This window comes from Pseudomonas sp. LFS074 (assembly GCF_047978165.1).
In the GTDB taxonomy this organism is placed as follows: Bacteria; Pseudomonadota; Gammaproteobacteria; order Pseudomonadales; family Pseudomonadaceae; genus Aquipseudomonas; species Aquipseudomonas putida_P.
This window is the reverse complement of record NZ_JBFPFV010000003.1, coordinates 440,054-457,973: the sequence shown is the minus strand read 5'-3', so window position 1 is coordinate 457,973 and position 17,920 is coordinate 440,054. Positions and strand designations below refer to the sequence as shown.

The following is a 17,920-nucleotide window of genomic DNA, read 5'->3' as shown; positions in this document are numbered from 1 at the left end:
CGCGACACAAGGCCGCTCCCACAAGGACCGCGTACCGTTGGGCAGCGGTCCCTGTAGGAGCGGCCTTGTGTCGCGATGGGGCGCAAAGCGCCCCCGACAATCTCAAGCCTTGTTACGGCCCATCAACCCGCGCACGGTCTCTTGCAGGTCCGCCGGCAACACCACCACCTTGGCATTGTTGCTGCCCGCCAGGTTCTCCATGGCCCCGATATAGCGCTCGCCCAGCAGGTACATGGCCGGCACGGTCTCGTTGCCCACCGCTTCCTTGACCAGCGAAATCGCCCGCGCCGAGGCCTCGGCCAGGCTGATCTGCGCCTCTGCATCCAGCCTGGCTGCCTGCAGGCGTGCTTCGGCTTCAAGGATCGCTGCCTGCTTGGCACCTTCGGCGCGGGTTACATCGGCCTTGCGCTCACGCTCGGCGGCGGCCTGGCGTTCCATGGCCAGTTGCATGTTTTCCGAAGGCTTGATGTCCTGGATTTCCACCGAACGCACGGTAACGCCCCAGTCTTCGGTCTGCTCGGACATTGCCTCGCGCAGGCGGGCCTTGATCTGCTCGCGGCTGGACAACGCTTCGTCCAGGTCCATGGCGCCGACGATGGCGCGCAGCGAGGTCATCGTCAGGCTGGTGACAGCGAACGAGAAATTCTGCACGCCATACGAGGCTTTCTGCGGGTCGACCACCTTGGCGAAGCACAGGGCGTTGGCGACGATTACGGCGTTGTCCCTGGTGATGATTTCCTGCTGTTGCACATCGAGGATGATGTCCTTGGTCGGCAGGCGGTAGGCGACCACGTCCATGTACGGGATGAGAATGTTCAGGCCCGGTTTGAGCGTGCTGTGATAGCGGCCCAGGCGCTCGACGATCCATTCCTCGCCTTGGGGCACGATGCGCACCCCTTTGAACACGGTGATCAGGACGAACAGGGCGATGGCGCCGACGACGATGAGGCTGGTCATGGTGCTTTAATTCCTTTTTTTGCGGATTCAGGCCCGGACGACGCGGGCGGTGTTCCCCTCGATGGCGGTCAGGCGCACCCGTTCGCCGGCCGGGATTTCGCTGTCAGCGATGCAGGTCCATTCTTCGTTGCCGAGAATCGGCTTCTGGAAACGCACACGGCCTTTGTGGAACTCCGACACCCCAGCGGTCAGCAGGCCCACTTCGCCGATCACGCTGTCGGCGGTCCAGCGCACATCTGGCTGCTTGCGTCGGAACAGCTTGAACCAGAGCGCCGTGGTGACTGATGACAGCAGTACCCACAGCAGCACCTGCATGTCCAGTTGCAGGCTGGGAGCAGCGAGCGAGATCAGCGAGACCAACACGGCACCGATGCCGAACCAGAGGATGAAGAACGTCGGCAGGACCAGTTCGAGCAGGATCAGCGCGATGCCGAAGACCAGCCAGATCCACCATTGCATTTCCATATGGGTGAAACCTTGCGGGGGAGGGGTGTTGAGTTTAAGGGAGGACAGTGATGCAGCGCCATTTGACAAGTTGCCAGAAAGATCCGAAATGGTTGTAGGACCGCCGCCGTACGTAGTTTGAGATTACAGGTCGAGCGCTGCAGCCAGGTCTGAGGGTGATTCGAAAGCGCGGTCCACATCCGGTAAAGCTGGCCGCTTCAGTACCAACACCGGTACGCCCAGCTCCCGTGCTACCTCCAGCTTTGGTTCGGTCGCCACGCTGCCGCTGTTCTTGCTGATCAGCACATCGATGCTGCGACGCTGGAACAATGCCCGTTCATCCTCGATATGGAACGGCCCGCGTGCACCGATCACTTCGCAGCGCTCATTGCCTGGGCAGGCTTCCAGCGCTCGCAACGTCCAGAACTGCTCCGGCGGAATCTCGTCCAGGTGTTGCAACGGCTCGCGGCCTAGCGTGAACAGAGGCCTGCGGAACGGCTTGAGTGCCTCTCTCAGCCCCGCCCAGTCCTCGACCTCACGCCAGTCGTCCCCCGCTTGCGCTTGCCAGGCCGGGCGGCGCAAGGCCCAGCACGTGACGCCGGCGCTACGCGCAGCGCTGGCAGCATTGCGGCTGATCTGTGCAGCGTAGGGGTGGGTGGCATCGACCAGTAGGGTGATACACGCCTCGCGCAGGTAGTTGGCCAAGCCCTCGGCGCCGCCAAAGCCGCCGACCCGTACCTGGCATTGCAGGTCCTGCGGTACGCGGCCGATACCGGCCAGGCTGTAGACATGCTGCGGGCCGAGGCGACGAGCGATGGCCAGGGCTTCAGTGACACCGCCCAGCAGCAGGATGCGCGCAGTCATTGCACACCTGCCCGGCCAACGATACCGCCTTGGCGGTCGATGGCGAACACTTCCACTTGCACCTGCGCCGGCACCACGCTGCGGGCGAACGCCAGGGCGTGGGCGCATACCGCGTCCCCGAGGGCAATGCCGGCCGCATGCGCCAGCGCGAGCGCTTGCTGGCTAGTGTTGGCGCCGATGATGGCGGCCTGCAGCGCTGCGTCAGCACCAATGTCTGCGGCCCAGCCCGCCAGTTGCGGCAGATCGATGCTGGAATGGCGGCTGTGCAGGTCCATGTGCCCGGCGGCCAGTTTGCTGATCTTGCCAAAACCACCACACAGGGTCAGGCGCGGCACCGGCACCTTGCGCAGGTGCTTGAGCACCGCGCCGACAAAGTCGCCCATTTCGATCAGGGCGATTTCCGGCAGGCCGTAGACCCGGCGCATGGTGTCTTCGCTGGCGTTGCCAGTGCAGGCGGCGATATGCGTGTAGCCGTTGGTGTGGGCCACGTCGATACCTTGGTGGATCGAGGCGATATAGGCCGCACAGGAGAACGGCCGCACGATGCCGCTGGTGCCGAGGATCGACAGCCCGCCGAGGATGCCCAGGCGCGGGTTCATGGTCTTGAGTGCCAGCTGTTCGCCGCCCTGCACGTTGACCGTGACCTCGAAGCCGCCGAAGTAGCCGCATTCGTCGGCCAGGCGTTGCAGGTGCTCGCTGATCATGCGGCGCGGCACCGGGTTGATGGCCGGCTCACCCACCGCAAGCACCAGCCCCGGCCGGGTCACGGTGCCGACACCGCTGCCGGCGACAAAGCGGATGCTTGGCTCGTCCAGCAAGCGCACCTGGCTGTAGAGCAGGGCGCCGTGGGTCACGTCCGGGTCGTCGCCAGCGTCCTTGAGTGTGCCGGCTTCGGCGCTTTCGCCGGCTAATCGGCAGAACTCCAGGCGCATCTGCACCACCTTGCCCTTGGGCAAGGTAATGCTGACGGCATCGCTGGTTTCGCCGCTCAGCAGCAAGCGAGCGGCCGCCAGGCTGGTGGCGGTGGCGCAGCTGCCGGTGGTCAGGCCGCTGCGCAGGGGCGCGGGCTGTTCGCGGGTCTCTTCACGCATCGGCGGGCTTCACCACATCCAGCAGGGTGATCGGCAGCGCCTGGCGCCAGGTGTCGAACGCACCCAAGGGCTGGGCGTGGGCGACATGGATGCGGGTCAGCTCACCACCGTGCTGCTCGCGAAAAGACGCCAGGGCCAGTTCGCTTTGCAGGGTTACCGCGTTGGCTACCAGCCGGCCACCGGGGCGCAGGCTGGCCCAGCACAGGTCAAGCACACCCTCGCGGGTGACGCCGCCGCCGATGAAGATCGCATCCGGGCGTTCCAGGCCTTGCAGTGCCGCTGGGACCTTGCCGCGCACCAGCTGCAGGCCGGGTACACCCAATGCATCGCGGTTATGTTCGATGAAGCCTTGGCGGCCTTCGTCGGCCTCGATGGCCAGCGCGCGGCAGGCCGGGTGGGCGCGCATCCATTCGATGCCGATCGAGCCGCAGCCCGCGCCCACGTCCCACAGCAGTTCACCGGGCTGCGGCGCCAGGCGCGCCAGGGTGATGGCGCGGACATCGCGTTTGGTCAGTTGGCCGTCATGCCGGAAGGCGCTGTCCGGCAGCCCGGCCAGCCGGTGCAGACGCGGCGCTTCGGGCGTGGCCAGGCATTCGATGGCCACCAGGTTGAGCGCTGCGATATCGGCGTGTGGCCAGTCTTGGGCGGTGCCGGCCAACACACGTTCGTGCGGGCCTCCCAGGTGTTCGAACACACGCAGGCGGCTTGGCCCGTAGCCACGCTCGCGCAGCAGCGTGGCAATGGCCGCCGGGCTGTCGCCGTCGTTGCTCAGCACCAGCAAACGTACGCCGCTGTGCAGGTGAGCATTGAGCGCCGCCAGGGGGCGGGCTACCAGAGACACCACCTGCACATCCTGCAGCGGCCAGCCCAGGCGGGCGGCGGCCAGTGCGCAGGAGGTGGGCATCGACAGTACGCGCATTTCATCGGCGGGTACCTGGCGTGCAAGGCTGGCACCGACGCCGTAGAACATCGGGTCGCCGCTGGCCAGTACGCACACGGGCTCGCCACGCAGGGCCAGCACCGGGGCCAGCGAAAACGGGCTTGGCCAGCCCAGCCGCTCGCCGGGCACGCAGCGCGGTAGCAGGGCCAGCTGGCGTGGGCTGCCGAAGATCTGCGCAGCGCCCAACAGCGCACGCCGGGCCTGTTTGCCCAGGCCACTGAAGCCGTCTTCGCCGATGCCTACTACTGTCAGCCAGGGTGCCATGTGTACCTCTTCAATATGTTGGAGCTGCATGGCAGCCCCAACATTTCAGCTAAAACTCGAACGGTGCTCGACCACCGGCTTTTCATGCCGCCGGACAAAGCAGGCATAATACCGCGCCTTCTACACTCAAGCGCATTTTCACAGATTGCCGGATACCCCTTTGACGCAGGCCCATGCCCCCAACGTTTCGTCTCGCCCCTCGGCCTGCCCGGGGTTGTGGCGCATCGTCAGTGCCCGTGATGGCGGCATCTGCCGCATCAAGCTGCCTGGCGGCCTGCTGCTGGCCGAGCAGGCCGAAGCGGTAGCGGCGGCAGCTGAGCGTTTTGCCGGTGGTGTGATCGAGGCCACCAACCGTGGCAACCTGCAGATCCGCGGCATTGGCAGCGAGCATCGTGCTTTGGTCGAGACCCTGCTCGCAGCCGGCCTGGGCCCGCGCGAGGCGGCCGGTGACGATGTGCGCAACCTGATGCTCAGCCCGCTGGCCGGGCATGACCCGGCAATGCTGCTGGACGCGCGGCCGCTGGCCGGGCAGATCCTCGACCTGCTGGAAGGCACCCCGCGCTTTCACCAGTTGTCGGCCAAGTTCGCCGTGCAACTGGATGCTGGCGAACGCCTGGCCATGCTTGAGCACCCCCATGACTTGTGGCTATCGCCCCTACGCCTGCTGCAGCAGACCTGGCTGGCGTTTGGTTTGGCGGGCTGCCCGGCGGACGGCAAAGTGCTCGGCGCGGTGCCGCTGGCGCAGGGCCTGGCGCTGGTGCGCGCAGTGCTGGAACGCTTCCTCGACCTGGCAACCCCGACGCAGTCGCGCATGCGCCAGTTGCTTGAAGTGCACTCGGCAACTGATTTCGTCGACGGGCTGGGCCTGGATATCCGCCGTGATGCCGCCGTGCTCGGATGGCGCCGTGAAGAGCACCGCGCCTCGTGGTTGGGCACGCTGCCCCAGACGCACGGTGTTGCCCTTGGCGTGGCCCCGCCGCAAGGCCGCCTGACCCCCGCCATGCTGCGTGGTGCCGCGCGCATTGCCCGCGAACTGGGCGATGGCAGCCTGCGTCTGAGCCCCTGGCAAAGCCTGGTGCTGACCAACCTGCAAGCACAACACATCGACCAAGCCCAAGCCGAACTGTCTGCGCTGGGTTTGCTGTGCCATGACCACGAACCCCTGGCGCGCATCAGCGCCTGCACCGGTGCCAGCGGCTGCGCCAAGGCCCTTGGCGAGACCAAGGCCGACGCCGTTGCCTTGGCCGCGCTGCTGGGCCCTGGCGTGCCCGCCAGCGTGCACCTGTCCGGTTGCCCTCGTTCCTGCGCCGTGGCCCATGTTGCCCCGGCCACGCTGCTGGCCCGTTCGCCGGGCCGTTACGACCTGTACCTGCGTGATGCGCGCCAGCCGGGCTTCGGTGCCCTGCGCGCCACCGACCTTACCTTGAATGAAGCAGGCGCCATGCTCGACCTGCCGACGGAGCACCTTGATGATTGACTACATCCGCGATGGTCAGGAGATCTATCGCAATTCCTTTCGGATCATCCGAGAGGAAGCCAAGCTTGAGCGGATCCCCGCCGACCTGGAAAAGCTCGCCGTGCGCGTGATCCACGCCTGCGGCATGGTCGACGCCATCGATGGCCTGCAGTTTTCCGAAGGTGCCGGACGGGCCGGGCGAGAGGCGCTGCTCAACGGCGCGCCGATCCTGTGCGATGCGCACATGGTGGCCGAAGGCATTACCCGGGCCCGGCTGCCAGCAGACAACAAAGTCATTTGCACCCTGCGCGACCCCAGCGTGCCGGGCTTGGCCAAAGACGCCGGCAACACCCGTTCCGCCGTGGCCCTGGAGCTGTGGCGGCCGTACCTGGAAGGCAGCGTGGTGGTGATCGGCAACGCCCCCACCGCCCTGTTCTACCTATTGGAAATGCTCGATGCTGGCGCACCCAAGCCTGCGCTGATCCTCGGCTTTCCGGTCGGTTTCGTCGGTGCTGCCGAGTCCAAGGCCATGCTCGCCGCTGACAGCCGCGGCGTGCCGTTCGTGATCATGCAAGGCCGCCTGGGCGGTAGCGCGATGGCTGCCGCCGCGGTCAACGCCCTGGCCACGGAGGTGGAATGATGCTGCCGCGTGGACGACTGCTGGGCCTGGGCGTGGGCCCTGGCGACCCGGAACTGATTACCCTCAAGGCCTTGCGCCTGCTGCGCGAGGCGCCGGTGGTCGGTTACTTCGTGGCCAAGGGCAAGCGTGGTAACGCTTTTGGGATCATCGAAGCACACCTGCAGCCCGAGCAGACCCTGCTGCCGCTGGTCTACCCGGTAACCACCGAAGCCCTGCCGGCGCCGCTGTCCTATGAGCAGGTGATCAGCGACTTCTACGACGAAGCCAGCGTGCAAGTGGCCGAGCACCTGGATGCCGGCCGCGACGTGGCGGTGATCTGCGAAGGTGACCCGTTCTTCTACGGCTCCTACATGTACCTGCATGACCGCCTGGCGCAGCGCTATGAGGCCGAAGTGATCCCCGGTGTCTGCTCGATGCTTGGTGGTGCTTCGGTACTGGGCGCGCCGCTGGTGTACCGCAACCAGAGCCTGTCGGTATTGTCTGGTGTGTTGCCCGCCGAAGAGCTCAAGCGCCGCCTGGCCGATGCCGATGCAGCGGTGATCATGAAGCTTGGGCGCAATTTCCCCAAGGTGCGCGAAGTGCTGGCCGAACTGGGCCTGGACGGGCGTGCGCTGTATGTGGAGCGGGCGACCATGGCCAACCAGAAGATCGTGCCGCTGGACCAGGTCGACCCGCAGTCGTCGCCGTACTTCTCGCTGATCATCGTGCCGGGGGAAAAATGGCAGGGTTGAACATGCACAAGGCACCGGCAATCGTCATCCTTGGCCCGGGTAGCCTGGCCACCGCGCAGCGAATCCAGCAGTGCTACCCACAGGCCACAATCCATGGCCTGCAGGGGCGTGTCGAGGGGGCAGACCAGTCGTACACCGCGTTCGGCGATACCCTGCGCGGGCTGTACCAGCAGGACATGCCGATCATTGCCCTGTGTGCTGCCGGTATCGTCATTCGCAGCCTGGCCAGCGTGCTTAGCGAGAAGGGCAGCGAGCCGCCGGTACTGGCCGTGGCCGAGGATGGCAGCGCGGTAGTGCCGTTGCTCGGTGGCCTCGGTGGGGTCAACCTGATGGCGCGCGAAATCGCAGAAGCGCTGGGCGTTGCCGCCGCCATTACCACCAGTGGTGAGCTGCGCTTCGGCACTTGCCTGTTGAACCCGCCGCAAGGTTACGCACTGGCGGACATCGAGCAAGGCAAGCGTTTCGTTTCCGATTTGCTGGCAGGTGAGTCGGTGCGCATCGAGGGTGACGCCCCGTGGTTGCAGCAGGTGCAGTTGCCCGCCAGCGAAGCGGCGCAGCGCACCATCCATGTGGGGCATCAGGTGCGCCCGGCCAACCGCGACGAACTGCTGATCCACCCGCGCTCGGTGGTCGTGGGTGTTGCCGGTGGCAACCTGCACAGCATGCGTGCGGCATTGCAGCAGGCCGGCATCGCCGAGCCATCGGTAGCCTGCGTGCTGGCGGACGAGCGCGCCATGGCCGACAGTGCCTTGCACGAGGCTGCGCAGACCTTGGGTGTCGCCTTGCGCTTTGCCAGCAACCCAGGCGACGTGGCCAGCATGGTTGCTGCGGCATTGCCCAATGCCGAGTTGATAACGCATGGGGATGTAGTCATCGCGGTGGCGCCTGCGCCGGTCGATGTAGCACAAATCGGCCGCCGTCGCGGTCGTCTGGCGGTTATCGGCCTTGGTCCAGGTGCGGCGCAATTGATGGTGCCGGCGGTCAAGGCCGAACTGGCACAGGCTGAGGATGTGCTCGGCTACGAAACCTACGTGCGCATGGCCGGGCCGTTCCGTGATGACCAGATCCTGCACTGCACCGACAACCGTGAAGAGATGCAGCGCGCCCGGCATGCCTTCGAGCTGGCGGCCCAGGGCCGTTCGGTGGTGGTGGTTTCGTCGGGTGACCCGGGCGTGTTCGCCATGGCCGCTGCGGTGCTTGAAGCGTTGCATGAGTCCAGCGATCCCGCCTGGCACCGCGTGGACCTTGAGATTCTGCCAGGGGTGTCGGCCTCGCTGGCAACCGCCGCCCAGGCGGGAGCACCGCTGGGGCATGACTTCTGCGTGATGTCGCTGTCGGACAACCTCAAGCCCTGGTCGATCATCGAAAAGCGCCTGGACCTGGCGGCTCAGGCCGACCTGGTGCTGGCGTTCTACAACCCGATCTCCAAAGCCAGGCCGCACCAGCTAGGGGTGGCGCTGGAGGTGGTGCGTCGGCACCGCGACGGGAGCACGCCTGTAGTCCTTGGGCGTGACATCGGTAGGCCGGGGCAGACGCTGAAGGTAGTCACCTTGGCCGAGCTGCAGCCAGAAATGGTCGATATGCGCACCATGGTGTTGGTCGGCTCCTCTACAACCTGCGTATTCCCTCGTCTGTCGGGCGGGGTATGGGCCTACACCCCGCGTTGGTACCCCACCACCAACTAGTTGCGTCGGAAACTCTTCAGCGCGCTGAATCGCCAGCGGGCTGGATAAGGTGATTGCCCCTGACTCAAGGGGCAACCATCAAGGAGTTTCTACATGTCCGATGAAACACAAGTCACCACCAACAACACCGCCATCCTGGTCGAAGGCAACCTGCTGGCCTGCGGCGCAGGTATGTCTGCGAAAAGCCGTCACGACGTCAAGAACGCCTTCCACTTCGCCACATTAGTGGCCGACAAAGCGTTCGATGCCGAAAAGCAGAGCCGGGAGTGGTACGACAAATTCATCGATGTGATGCGTGATCTTGGCTTTACCATCCCTCGACGCACCTTCGAGCTGGAAACGTCGGCGGAGCTGTCTGTCACCGTAGGCGCCGTTGCCGTCCGGGCGATCGGTGTTGCTGGCAACGCACTGCTGGGGGGCACCAAGCTGGGTGCTCTGGCCAAGATGGCCTTCGATAAAATGACCACCGTCGAAAACGACGCCAAGGTGCTCGACCACAAACGCAAGAACAAATCCAGGGGCATGGTTGGCCTGGCTGCCTGCATCGAAACAGAGAGCAACGATGTGGTCATGGTCGTGAGCTGCATCCAGGCATCTGCCCCGACACTGGACGATGACGTGCTGGGCATCCAGTGGAAGCTGGACAAGACCCACTACTACGCCGGCACCGCGGTGCTCACGCTCAACAACTTCGTGTACGACAAAGTTCGCGAAACCGTGGAAAACAAACTCGGCGTGCGCAGCGTCGAGAGCGTACTCCAATACGACATCTGATAGCGCGGCGGCGTTGCACCAACGCCGCCTTGTTCGCTTGTTTGCAATGAGACAAGACTATGAATAGTTCAGTTGAACAGCTGATGTTGATTGGTGGGACGGCATTGCTGTATTCCACAGGCGCCACCGAGGAGCAACGCCAAGCTGCGTTCGATTCGATACTTTATGCGCAGTTGCTGGCCAACAAGAATGCCGGGCCACGCTTCAACGACTACGAGCGTTGGTACTCCGCCTACAGGGATGCATACCGCCAACTTGGCTGGATCAAACTGGCCACTACCCACGACCTCAAGCACTTGGGGCAGCCCTTGCGCACCGCGCCGGTGCAGCCACTTGAGGCATGGCTGAGAATGCGCTCTATCCGTCACGAGGCCGTGCTGGCAGCGGTGAAAACGGGTTTGAGCCGATCACTGGAAGGTTTTGGCCACTTGCTGAAGTACAGCACGCAGGAGCAGACGCAGGGGGCGAAGCTTGTGATCGAGCTGGGCGTGCTCAAGGCAGGGCCGGTGCTGGATCTGTGCAGCATCTCGATGCAGGTCGGCAAGTCGATTTCGAATATCCCGCTGGGCACTTGGCTGAGTGAACAGGTGCTTCAAGGAGAGGCAGAGTTCAACGGCGTTTCCCTGGCATTGGATAACATTCGGTTTCAACCCCAGCGCGATGAACTGCAGGCGTTGATGAAAACCAAGGATGCACAAGGCGCTTACCGGTTTGACCCTTATGCGCCGATAACGGGAGCACATCATGAGTGACGCCACGTCTGCCGTGATCGGCGCGGGCATCGTTTCGTTCTTGCCAGGTATTCCGGCCGCTTTGCAAAACAAGGTGAAACTGGCCCTGGCAATGGCCGAACGTGCTACCGAGACGGCGTTTCGAGAAGGGTTGATCGAGGACTGGTTTGCCTACTACCGCAACCAGCTCAAATATATGGGCTGGGATGCAGTGTCTGCCGAGCAGGTTCATTGGCCGGATGGACAGCGCGCCCGTCAGGCCGACCAGGTGCTGGAAACCATTGCGGCAACGGCTGGCGAGCACTTTGCCTCGGCGATCGGCATTTCCATGCGCAAGCTGTTGGCCAACCCGTCGGTGCTGCAGTCGCTTGAGCGGTGCGCCTACGAACGCCAGCATTTCCAGCTGCTGCCTTGCGCTCCGGCCGGTGCCAACCGGGTGGACATGGTGCTTTACCATGAAGCGGATGTGCGTTCGGCCTTCCGTGCAGGCTTCATCAGCCATAGGCGCAGCCATCGGAATGTGCGTGCGGAGTTGATACGTTTCAACATGCTGGCGTTCGAGCACAGCTTTTTGCCAAAAGTGCAGGAACGTGTCGTTCAGGTCTCTTTGCAACGCATTCTGGATTACGCCCTTTAGGGCACCAGGTAGCCCTTGATGCCGGTAAAGATGATTTGCGCAGCCAAGGCGCAGACGAACAACCCCATCAGCCGGCTGACGATCTGCAGCCCTTGGTCGCCAAGGATGCGTTCGATGCCGTGTGACAAGTACAGCACCAGGCCGACGGTAAAGCTGGCCAGCGCGATGCTGACGATGGCCAGCAATTTGTCATCCCAATGCGGCTGGCCCACGCCCATGACCAGCAGGGCGCCGATGGTGCCAGGGCCGACAGTCAGTGGAATGGTCAGCGGCACGATGGTCACATCCTGCTGCACGTTGTCGGCCTGCACCGCCGGCTTGCCCTGGGCCATACCCAAGGCAGAAATGAACAGCACGCTACCGGCCCCGATGCGGAAGGCGTCGGCGGTGATGCCGAAAATGCCGAAGATCACCCGCCCGAACAGGTACAGCAGCACGCTGGCGACCAAGGCTGCGAAGGCGACCTTCCAGGCCAGTTGCTTGCGCTCCTTGCTGGAGTGGCCGCGGGTCAGGCTGATGAAGCACGACAGCACGAAGAACGGGCTGTAGAGCACGAGCATTTTCAGGTAGACGCTGAACAACTCATGGAGCATGAGCACTATTCCTTGGGCAATCTGAAGCTTGCGCTCCCACAGGGGCCGTATCGGGCTTTCGAATACTGTTCTCTGTGCGACAGCGTAGCCTAGGAAGTATGCGCCGGGTCTGCCTTGGCTTCGCGCTGGTTGGCCCAATACTGGATCAGTTCGCGTAACTGCGACAATTCCACCGGTTTGGCCATGTGGCCGTCCATGCCCGCCAGCCGCGCGCGTTCCTTGTGCTCGGCAAGAATGTGCGCGGTCAGCGCCACCACCGGTGTGCGTTGGCGCTGGTTGGCCGTTTCCCAGGCCCGCAGCTGCTGGGTGGCCGAGAAGCCGTCCAGCACCGGCATTTCGCAGTCCATCAACACCAGGTCATAGTGCTGCGCTTTCATCGCCTGCAAGGCTTCTTCGCCATTGCAGGCAGTGTCGGGTTCAAGGTTGAGTTTGCCGAGCATACCGCGGATAACCTTGGTGGAAATGCTGTTGTCTTCGGCGACCAGCACGCGGAAGTCGCCAGGCAGGTCCAGCGCCTGCGGGATGCCAGGCAGGCTGGCAGGCACTGCCTGCTCGCGGCCGCGCTGGGCCAGTTCCTCGGCCAGGGTGGTCTTCAGCGTGTAGCCGGCCACTGGTTTGGCAAGGATCCGCTTGACCCCAGCGTTGCGCGCGATGACCTTGCTCGGCGCATTGCTGATGCCGGTGAGCATCACCACCAGGATGTCGTGGTTCAGGCTTGGGTCTTCCTTGATCTTGGCGGCCAGTTGCATGCCGGTCATGCCGGGCATGTTCTGGTCCAGCAGTACGGCGTCGAAGTAGTCGCGCAGGTGCGCCTTGGTGCGCAGCAGGGCCAGGGCTTCCTTGCCAGACGGCACCGCGCTGACGTTCATGCCCCAGGCGCTGCACTGCTGGACCAGTACCTTGCGGCAGGTGTCGTTGTCGTCCACCACCAGCACGCGGGCATCGCGCAGCGGGCTGTCGAGGTCGGCGGGCGGCTGTTCCAGGCGCGAAGGGTCCAGCGGCAAGGTCAGCCACAGGGTGTTGCCCATGCCAGTGCTGCTCTTGATGCCGAACTCGCCCTGCATCAGGCCGATCAGTTGCTTGGCGATGACCAGGCCCAGATGCCCGCCCAGCTTGTTGCTGGACAGGAAGTGGTGGCTGTGCAGTTCGGCTTGCAGCAAAGCGTCGCGGTCGGCGGCGGGCAGCGGCTCGCCGCTGTCCTGCACGGCAATGCGCAGGCGTGGCAGCTCGCCGCGTTGATCCAGTGCCACCACCAGCAGAATTTCACCCTGGTCGGTGTTTTTCAGGGCGTTTTCCAGCAGGCTCGACAAGGCCTGGCGCAGCCGCGTCGGGTCACCGCTGATGACCCGTGGTACTTGCGGCTGGGTGAAGCTGATCAGTTCGATGTTTTGTTGCTCGGCCTTGGCGCGGAAGATGTTCAGGCAATCCTCGATCAGCGCGTTGAGATCGAACTGCACGTCATCCAGCTCGATCTGCCGGGATTCCAGTTTGGAAATATCGAGAATTTCGTTGATCAGCGTGAGCAACTCGTTGCCGGCGCTGTGGATGGTCTGCACGTAGTCGCGCTGCTTGACCGACAGCGGTGTGCCCAGCAACAGCTCGGTCATGCCCAGCACACCGTTCATGGGGGTGCGGATTTCGTGGCTGATCTTAGCCAGGAACTCGGCCTTGGCATTGATTTCGGCGTCGCTGGCGGCCAGCGCGCGGCTGGCGCTGAAACGCTCCTCGCTCATGCGCCGCAGGCGTTCACTGACGGCCAGGTTGAGCAGCAGGCCGCTGACCACGGTCAGGCCCAGCAGGATACACAACAGCCAGGGCGTCGAGGTGCGGGTCAGGCCCAGCAGGGCTGGCAGCAGCACCAGGCCACCGAGGTTGAACACCACCATGGCCAGGCTGAACAGGCGACCGGGTGCATAGCCTTTGTACCAGTGATAGCTGCTGACCAGCAGCATGCTCACACTGCCCAGCGCCATCAGGGCGTAGGTCATCAGGTTGAGGGGCAGCGTATCGACGAACAGCAACACCAGGCCGCTGACCCCGACAATCAACATTTCACCCTGCAGCAAGCGGTTAAGCCGTGGCGAGTTGCATGGCGAGAAGAAATGCTGGGTGAAATACAGCCCGGACAGGCCAGCCAGGACCAGCGTCAGGTAGGCAGCAGGCGTTTGTGCACTGTGCCACACATGCCACCAGGGGCCGCTGAGGTTCAGCAGGATCAGGCCGCTGAGCAGCATAAGGCCGTGGTACAGCGCCAGGATCAGGGTGGTGCTGGAGCGGCTGTAAAGGAAGCGGATCAGGTTGTGCATGATCAGCATCACCAGGCCGCCGAACAGCATGCCGAACAGCAGCGGCTGGCGTTGGTCCGACGCGGCCTCGGCCGCCGGCTCCAGGCTGATGGCCGGGCGCAGCTGGTGCTCGGAAACCAGGCGCAGGTAGATGTCCAGCGGCTGCTTGCTGTTGGGCAGGGGCAGTACATGGTCGCTGCCGCGCAGGGTAGGGCTGGCATTGCCTGCCTGCCGCCCGTGGTGCAGCTGACGCAGAAGTTGGTCGCCTTCCAGGGCGTAGAGGTCCAGGCCAGACAGGTCTGGGGCGAATACCCGCAGCAGTTGTTCCTGGTCGCCTGGTTGCAGGCGATAGTGCAGCCACAGGGCCTGTTCTGCTGGGGCAGCATCCAGCTCGGCGAGGACCAGGGGGCTGAACTGGTTGCGGTAGCGCTCGGAGCGCACATCGCTCAGTTGCAGGTTGGCCTGTTCGTCAAGCAGTACGGTCCAGCCTCCGTCATGTTCGGCCGCAGCCGGAAACATGAAGAGCAGGGTCAGCAAGCTGACGATCAGAGCTGAGGCAATCCGAAGCCGACGCACTACGAAATCCCTTCTTAGCCGATGTGCCGGGTACTAACTATGCGCGGCGCGCCAAGTCGAAGGCAAGGCCCATGCCGGGCCCTGTCGACGAGCCGGATGCCACAGCCTGAAAGTGCTGCGGCATTCCGGTGTTTCTTACTGCTGGTGCTCACCGCGCTCGCGGGCGATGGCCCGATAGCCGATGTCGGTACGGTAGAAACTGCCGTTCCAGCTGACTTCCTTGGCCAGGCGATAAGCCTGCTGCTGCGCGTCGGCGACAGTACTGCCCATGGCGGTGGCACACAGCACGCGCCCACCGTTGGTGGTCACCTGGCCATCCTTGAGCGCGGTACCGGCATGGAACACCTTGCCTTCGATCTTTGCGGCAGCGTCCAGACCGTTGATCACGTCGCCCTTGGCATAGTCGCCTGGGTAACCGCCAGCGGCCAGGACCACGCCCAGGCTCGGGCGCGGGTCCCACTGTGCTTCGACCTTGTCCAGCGCTTTGGCGAAGGCAGCTTCGATCAACAACACCAGGCTCGACTCCAGGCGCAGCATGACTGGCTGGGTCTCTGGGTCGCCGAAGCGGCAGTTGAACTCGATGACCTTGGGGTTGCCCGCTTTGTCGATCATCAGGCCGGCATAGAGGAAGCCAGTGTAGACGTTGCCTTCCTCGGCCATGCCGCGCACGGTTGGCCAGATCACCTGGTCCATCACGCGCTGGTGCACGTCGGCAGTAACCACCGGGGCAGGGGAGTAGGCACCCATGCCGCCGGTGTTCGGGCCGGTGTCCTGGTCGCCGACGCGCTTGTGGTCCTGGCTGGTGGCCATGGGCAGCACGTTGTGGCCGTCGACCATGACGATGAAGCTGGCTTCCTCGCCGTCGAGGAACTCTTCGATCACCACACGCGAACCGGCTTCACCGAAGGCGTTGCCAGCCAGCATGTCACGCACGGCGGCTTCGGCTTCGTCCAGGGTCATGGCGACGATCACGCCCTTGCCCGCGGCCAGGCCGTCGGCCTTGATCACGATCGGCGCGCCTTTTTCCTGCAGGTAGGCCAGGGCCGGTTCGATTTCGGTGAAGTTCTGGTAGTCGGCGGTCGGGATCTTGTGACGCGCCAGGAAGTCCTTGGTAAAGGCCTTGGAACCTTCCAGCTGGGCCGCGCCCTTGGTTGGGCCGAAGCAGTCCAGGCCACGGCTGCGGAACAGGTCGACCACACCGATGACCAGTGGTGCTTCCGGGCCGACGATGGTCAGGTCGACGTTTTTCTCGGCGAAGTCGGCCAGTTGCTCCAGGGCGCAGACGTCGATGGCGACGTTCTCGCACTTGGCTTCAATGGCGGTGCCGGCGTTGCCAGGGGCAACGAAGACTTTTTCGACGCGTGGGTCCTGGGCGACTTTCCAGGCCAGGGCGTGCTCACGGCCGCCGCTACCGATGATCAAAACTTTCATGTCAAAACCTCGAATTCTGTTTGGCGCCGATCCCGCTTTCTGTAGGAGCGGCCTTGTGTCGCGAAAGGGGCGCGTAGCGGCCCCTGGGTTTCAGCTTCGCAGCAGAACTTGCTGGGGCCGCTCTGCGGCCCTATCGCGACACAAGGGTCGGGATTGGCCCGACAACTATATTAGTGGCGGAAGTGGCGCATACCGGTGAACACCATGGCGATGCCGGCTTCGTCGGCAGCGGCAATGACTTCAGCATCACGCATCGAGCCACCCGGCTGGATCACGGCGCTGATACCCACTTTAGCCGCATTGTCGATGCCATCACGGAACGGGAAGAACGCATCCGATGCCATGACCGCGCCCTGCACCTGCAGGCCAGCATGCTCGGCCTTGATTGCAGCGATGCGAGCGGAGTTGACGCGGCTCATCTGGCCAGCGCCGACGCCGATGGTCTGGCGCTGCTTGGCGTAGACGATGGCGTTGGACTTGACGAACTTGGCCACTTTCCAGGCGAATACCAGGTCGTGGATTTCTTGCTCGGTCGGGGCACGCTTGGTGACGATCTTCAGGTCATCGGCGGTGATCATGCCGATATCGCGGCTTTGCACCAGCAGGCCACCGTTGACGCGCTTGAAGTCCCAGCCGGCAGCGCGCTCGGCTGGCCACTCGCCGCACTCCAGCAGGCGTACGTTCTGCTTGGCCGCTACCACGTCGCGGGCAGCCTGAGAAATTTTCGGGGCGATGATCACTTCGACGAACTGGCGGTCGACGATGGCCTTGGCGGTTTCGCCGTCCAGTTCGCGGTTGAAGGCAATGATGCCGCCGAATGCCGACTCGGTGTCGGTGGCGTAGGCCAGGTCGTAGGCCTTACGGATGCCGCCTTCCTCTTCAGGCACAACGGCCACGCCGCATGGGTTGGCGTGCTTGACGATGACACAGGCTGGCTTGACGAAGCTCTTCACGCACTCCAGCGCGGCGTCGGTGTCGGCCACGTTGTTGAACGACAGTTCCTTGCCTTGCAGCTGGATGGCGGTGGAAATGCTGGCTTCGCCTTTTTTGGCTTCGACGTAGAACGCCGCGCTCTGGTGCGGGTTTTCGCCGTAGCGCATTTCCTGGGCTTTGACGAACTGGCTGTTGAAGGTGCGCGGGAATTCGCTGCGATCGGCAGTCGAAAGGGTGTCCTTGGCCTGGTCGATGGTGCCCATGTAGTTGGCGATCATGCCGTCGTAGGCGGCGGTGTGTTCGAACGCCTTGAGCATCAGGTCGAAGCGCTGGGCGTAGGTCAGGCCGCCGGCCTTGAGGCCTTCGACGATGCCGGCGTAGTCGCTGGCGTTGACCACGATGGCGACGTCTTTGTGGTTCTTGGCTGCCGAGCGGACCATGGTCGGGCCGCCGATGTCGATGTTCTCGATGGCGGTCGGCAGGTCACAGCCAGGCTTGGAAATGGTGGCTTCGAACGGGTACAGGTTGACCGCAACCAGGTCGATCGGCTTGATGCCGTGCTCGTTCATGATGGCGTCGTCGGTACCGCGACGGCCGAGGATGCCGCCGTGGATTTTCGGGTGCAGGGTCTTGACCCGGCCATCCATCATTTCGGCGAAGCCGGTGTAGTCGGCCACTTCCACCGCGTTCACGCCGTTGTCCTTGAGCAGCTTGTAGGTGCCGCCGGTGGACAGGATCTCGACACCGAGCTGCTGCAGCTCACGGGCGAATTCGAGGATACCGGTCTTGTCGGAGACGCTGATCAGGGCGCGGCGGACTGGCAGGCGGGTAGTCTGGTCGGTCATTTCGGGTTCCAATAACGCGGTGGAGTCAGCAAAAAAGGCGCCT

The 17,920-nt window shown here is 64.0% G+C and carries 16 protein-coding genes; 7 read left to right on the top strand and 9 right to left on the bottom strand.

What is annotated here, in order from left to right; all coding sequences use genetic code 11:
- Window positions 1–102: 102 nt before the first annotated feature.
- From ACNQP3_RS26110 to cbiE, 5 genes are all read right to left on the bottom strand, one after another.
- Window positions 103–957, bottom strand: a complete 855-nt coding sequence (locus ACNQP3_RS26110; protein ID WP_012274406.1) for an SPFH domain-containing protein — start codon at window positions 955–957, stop codon at window positions 103–105.
- Between the two features lie 27 nt (window positions 958–984).
- The gene (locus ACNQP3_RS26105; RefSeq protein ID WP_012274405.1) at window positions 985–1,422 is read right to left on the bottom strand and encodes an NfeD family protein; all 438 of its coding nucleotides are present in this window, start codon (window positions 1,420–1,422) and stop codon (window positions 985–987) included.
- Window positions 1,423–1,545: 123 nt separating this feature from the next.
- Window positions 1,546–2,265: a cobalt-precorrin-6A reductase gene (locus tag ACNQP3_RS26100; protein WP_060514272.1), complete on the bottom strand. Its 720-nt coding sequence runs from the start codon at window positions 2,263–2,265 to the stop codon at window positions 1,546–1,548.
- Window positions 2,262–3,356 carry a cobalt-precorrin-5B (C(1))-methyltransferase gene (locus tag ACNQP3_RS26095; protein ID WP_012274403.1) on the bottom strand — a complete coding sequence of 365 codons (1,095 nt, stop codon included), beginning with the start codon at window positions 3,354–3,356 and terminating at the stop codon, window positions 2,262–2,264. Before ACNQP3_RS26095 ends, ACNQP3_RS26100 begins: the two co-directional genes overlap by 4 nt.
- Entirely contained in the window at window positions 3,349–4,560 is a 1,212-nt protein-coding gene (cbiE, locus tag ACNQP3_RS26090) for a precorrin-6y C5,15-methyltransferase (decarboxylating) subunit CbiE (RefSeq protein WP_264316592.1), read from the bottom strand. The genes ACNQP3_RS26095 and cbiE overlap by 8 nt, the downstream gene beginning before the upstream one ends.
- Window positions 4,561–4,705: 145 nt before the next feature.
- Here cbiE and cobG point away from each other — a divergent pair, with 145 nt between their 5' ends.
- From cobG to ACNQP3_RS26055, 7 genes are all read left to right on the top strand, one after another.
- Window positions 4,706–6,037, top strand: coding sequence for a precorrin-3B synthase (cobG, locus tag ACNQP3_RS26085; RefSeq protein ID WP_012274401.1), 1,332 nt, complete (start codon window positions 4,706–4,708; stop codon window positions 6,035–6,037).
- Window positions 6,030–6,656 carry a precorrin-8X methylmutase gene (locus ACNQP3_RS26080; protein WP_012274400.1) on the top strand — a complete coding sequence of 209 codons (627 nt, stop codon included), beginning with the start codon at window positions 6,030–6,032 and terminating at the stop codon, window positions 6,654–6,656. The genes cobG and ACNQP3_RS26080 overlap by 8 nt, the downstream gene beginning before the upstream one ends.
- The gene (locus ACNQP3_RS26075) at window positions 6,653–7,387 is read left to right on the top strand and encodes a precorrin-2 C(20)-methyltransferase (RefSeq protein ID WP_171577229.1); all 735 of its coding nucleotides are present in this window, start codon (window positions 6,653–6,655) and stop codon (window positions 7,385–7,387) included. Before ACNQP3_RS26080 ends, ACNQP3_RS26075 begins: the two co-directional genes overlap by 4 nt.
- A complete protein-coding gene (gene cobJ / locus ACNQP3_RS26070; protein WP_041166603.1) occupies window positions 7,375–9,072 on the top strand; it encodes a precorrin-3B C(17)-methyltransferase in 1,698 nt (565 codons plus the stop codon). Before ACNQP3_RS26075 ends, cobJ begins: the two co-directional genes overlap by 13 nt.
- Before the next feature lie 93 nt (window positions 9,073–9,165).
- A complete protein-coding gene (locus tag ACNQP3_RS26065; RefSeq protein ID WP_264316591.1) occupies window positions 9,166–9,846 on the top strand; it encodes a hypothetical protein in 681 nt (226 codons plus the stop codon).
- 59 nt (window positions 9,847–9,905) lie between these two features.
- Window positions 9,906–10,598, top strand: coding sequence for a hypothetical protein (locus ACNQP3_RS26060; RefSeq protein WP_264316590.1), 693 nt, complete (start codon window positions 9,906–9,908; stop codon window positions 10,596–10,598).
- Window positions 10,591–11,214, top strand: a complete 624-nt coding sequence (locus tag ACNQP3_RS26055) for a hypothetical protein (RefSeq protein WP_012274395.1) — start codon at window positions 10,591–10,593, stop codon at window positions 11,212–11,214. The genes ACNQP3_RS26060 and ACNQP3_RS26055 overlap by 8 nt, the downstream gene beginning before the upstream one ends.
- Here ACNQP3_RS26055 and ACNQP3_RS26050 read toward each other — a convergent pair.
- The 4 genes from ACNQP3_RS26050 to purH form a co-directional block, all read right to left on the bottom strand.
- Window positions 11,211–11,807, bottom strand: a complete 597-nt coding sequence (locus tag ACNQP3_RS26050; protein ID WP_012274394.1) for a MarC family protein — start codon at window positions 11,805–11,807, stop codon at window positions 11,211–11,213. The two genes, ACNQP3_RS26055 and ACNQP3_RS26050, sit on opposite strands and share 4 nt — an antisense overlap.
- Before the next feature lie 89 nt (window positions 11,808–11,896).
- A complete protein-coding gene (locus ACNQP3_RS26045; RefSeq protein ID WP_012274393.1) occupies window positions 11,897–14,668 on the bottom strand; it encodes a hybrid sensor histidine kinase/response regulator in 2,772 nt (923 codons plus the stop codon).
- A gap of 135 nt (window positions 14,669–14,803) precedes the next feature.
- Complete coding sequence (purD, locus tag ACNQP3_RS26040; protein ID WP_012274392.1) at window positions 14,804–16,099, bottom strand: phosphoribosylamine--glycine ligase; 1,296 nt, start codon at window positions 16,097–16,099, stop codon at window positions 14,804–14,806.
- A 170-nt stretch (window positions 16,100–16,269) separates the two neighbouring features.
- Window positions 16,270–17,877: a bifunctional phosphoribosylaminoimidazolecarboxamide formyltransferase/IMP cyclohydrolase gene (purH, locus tag ACNQP3_RS26035; protein WP_060493405.1), complete on the bottom strand. Its 1,608-nt coding sequence runs from the start codon at window positions 17,875–17,877 to the stop codon at window positions 16,270–16,272.
- Window positions 17,878–17,920: the final 43 nt, after the last annotated feature.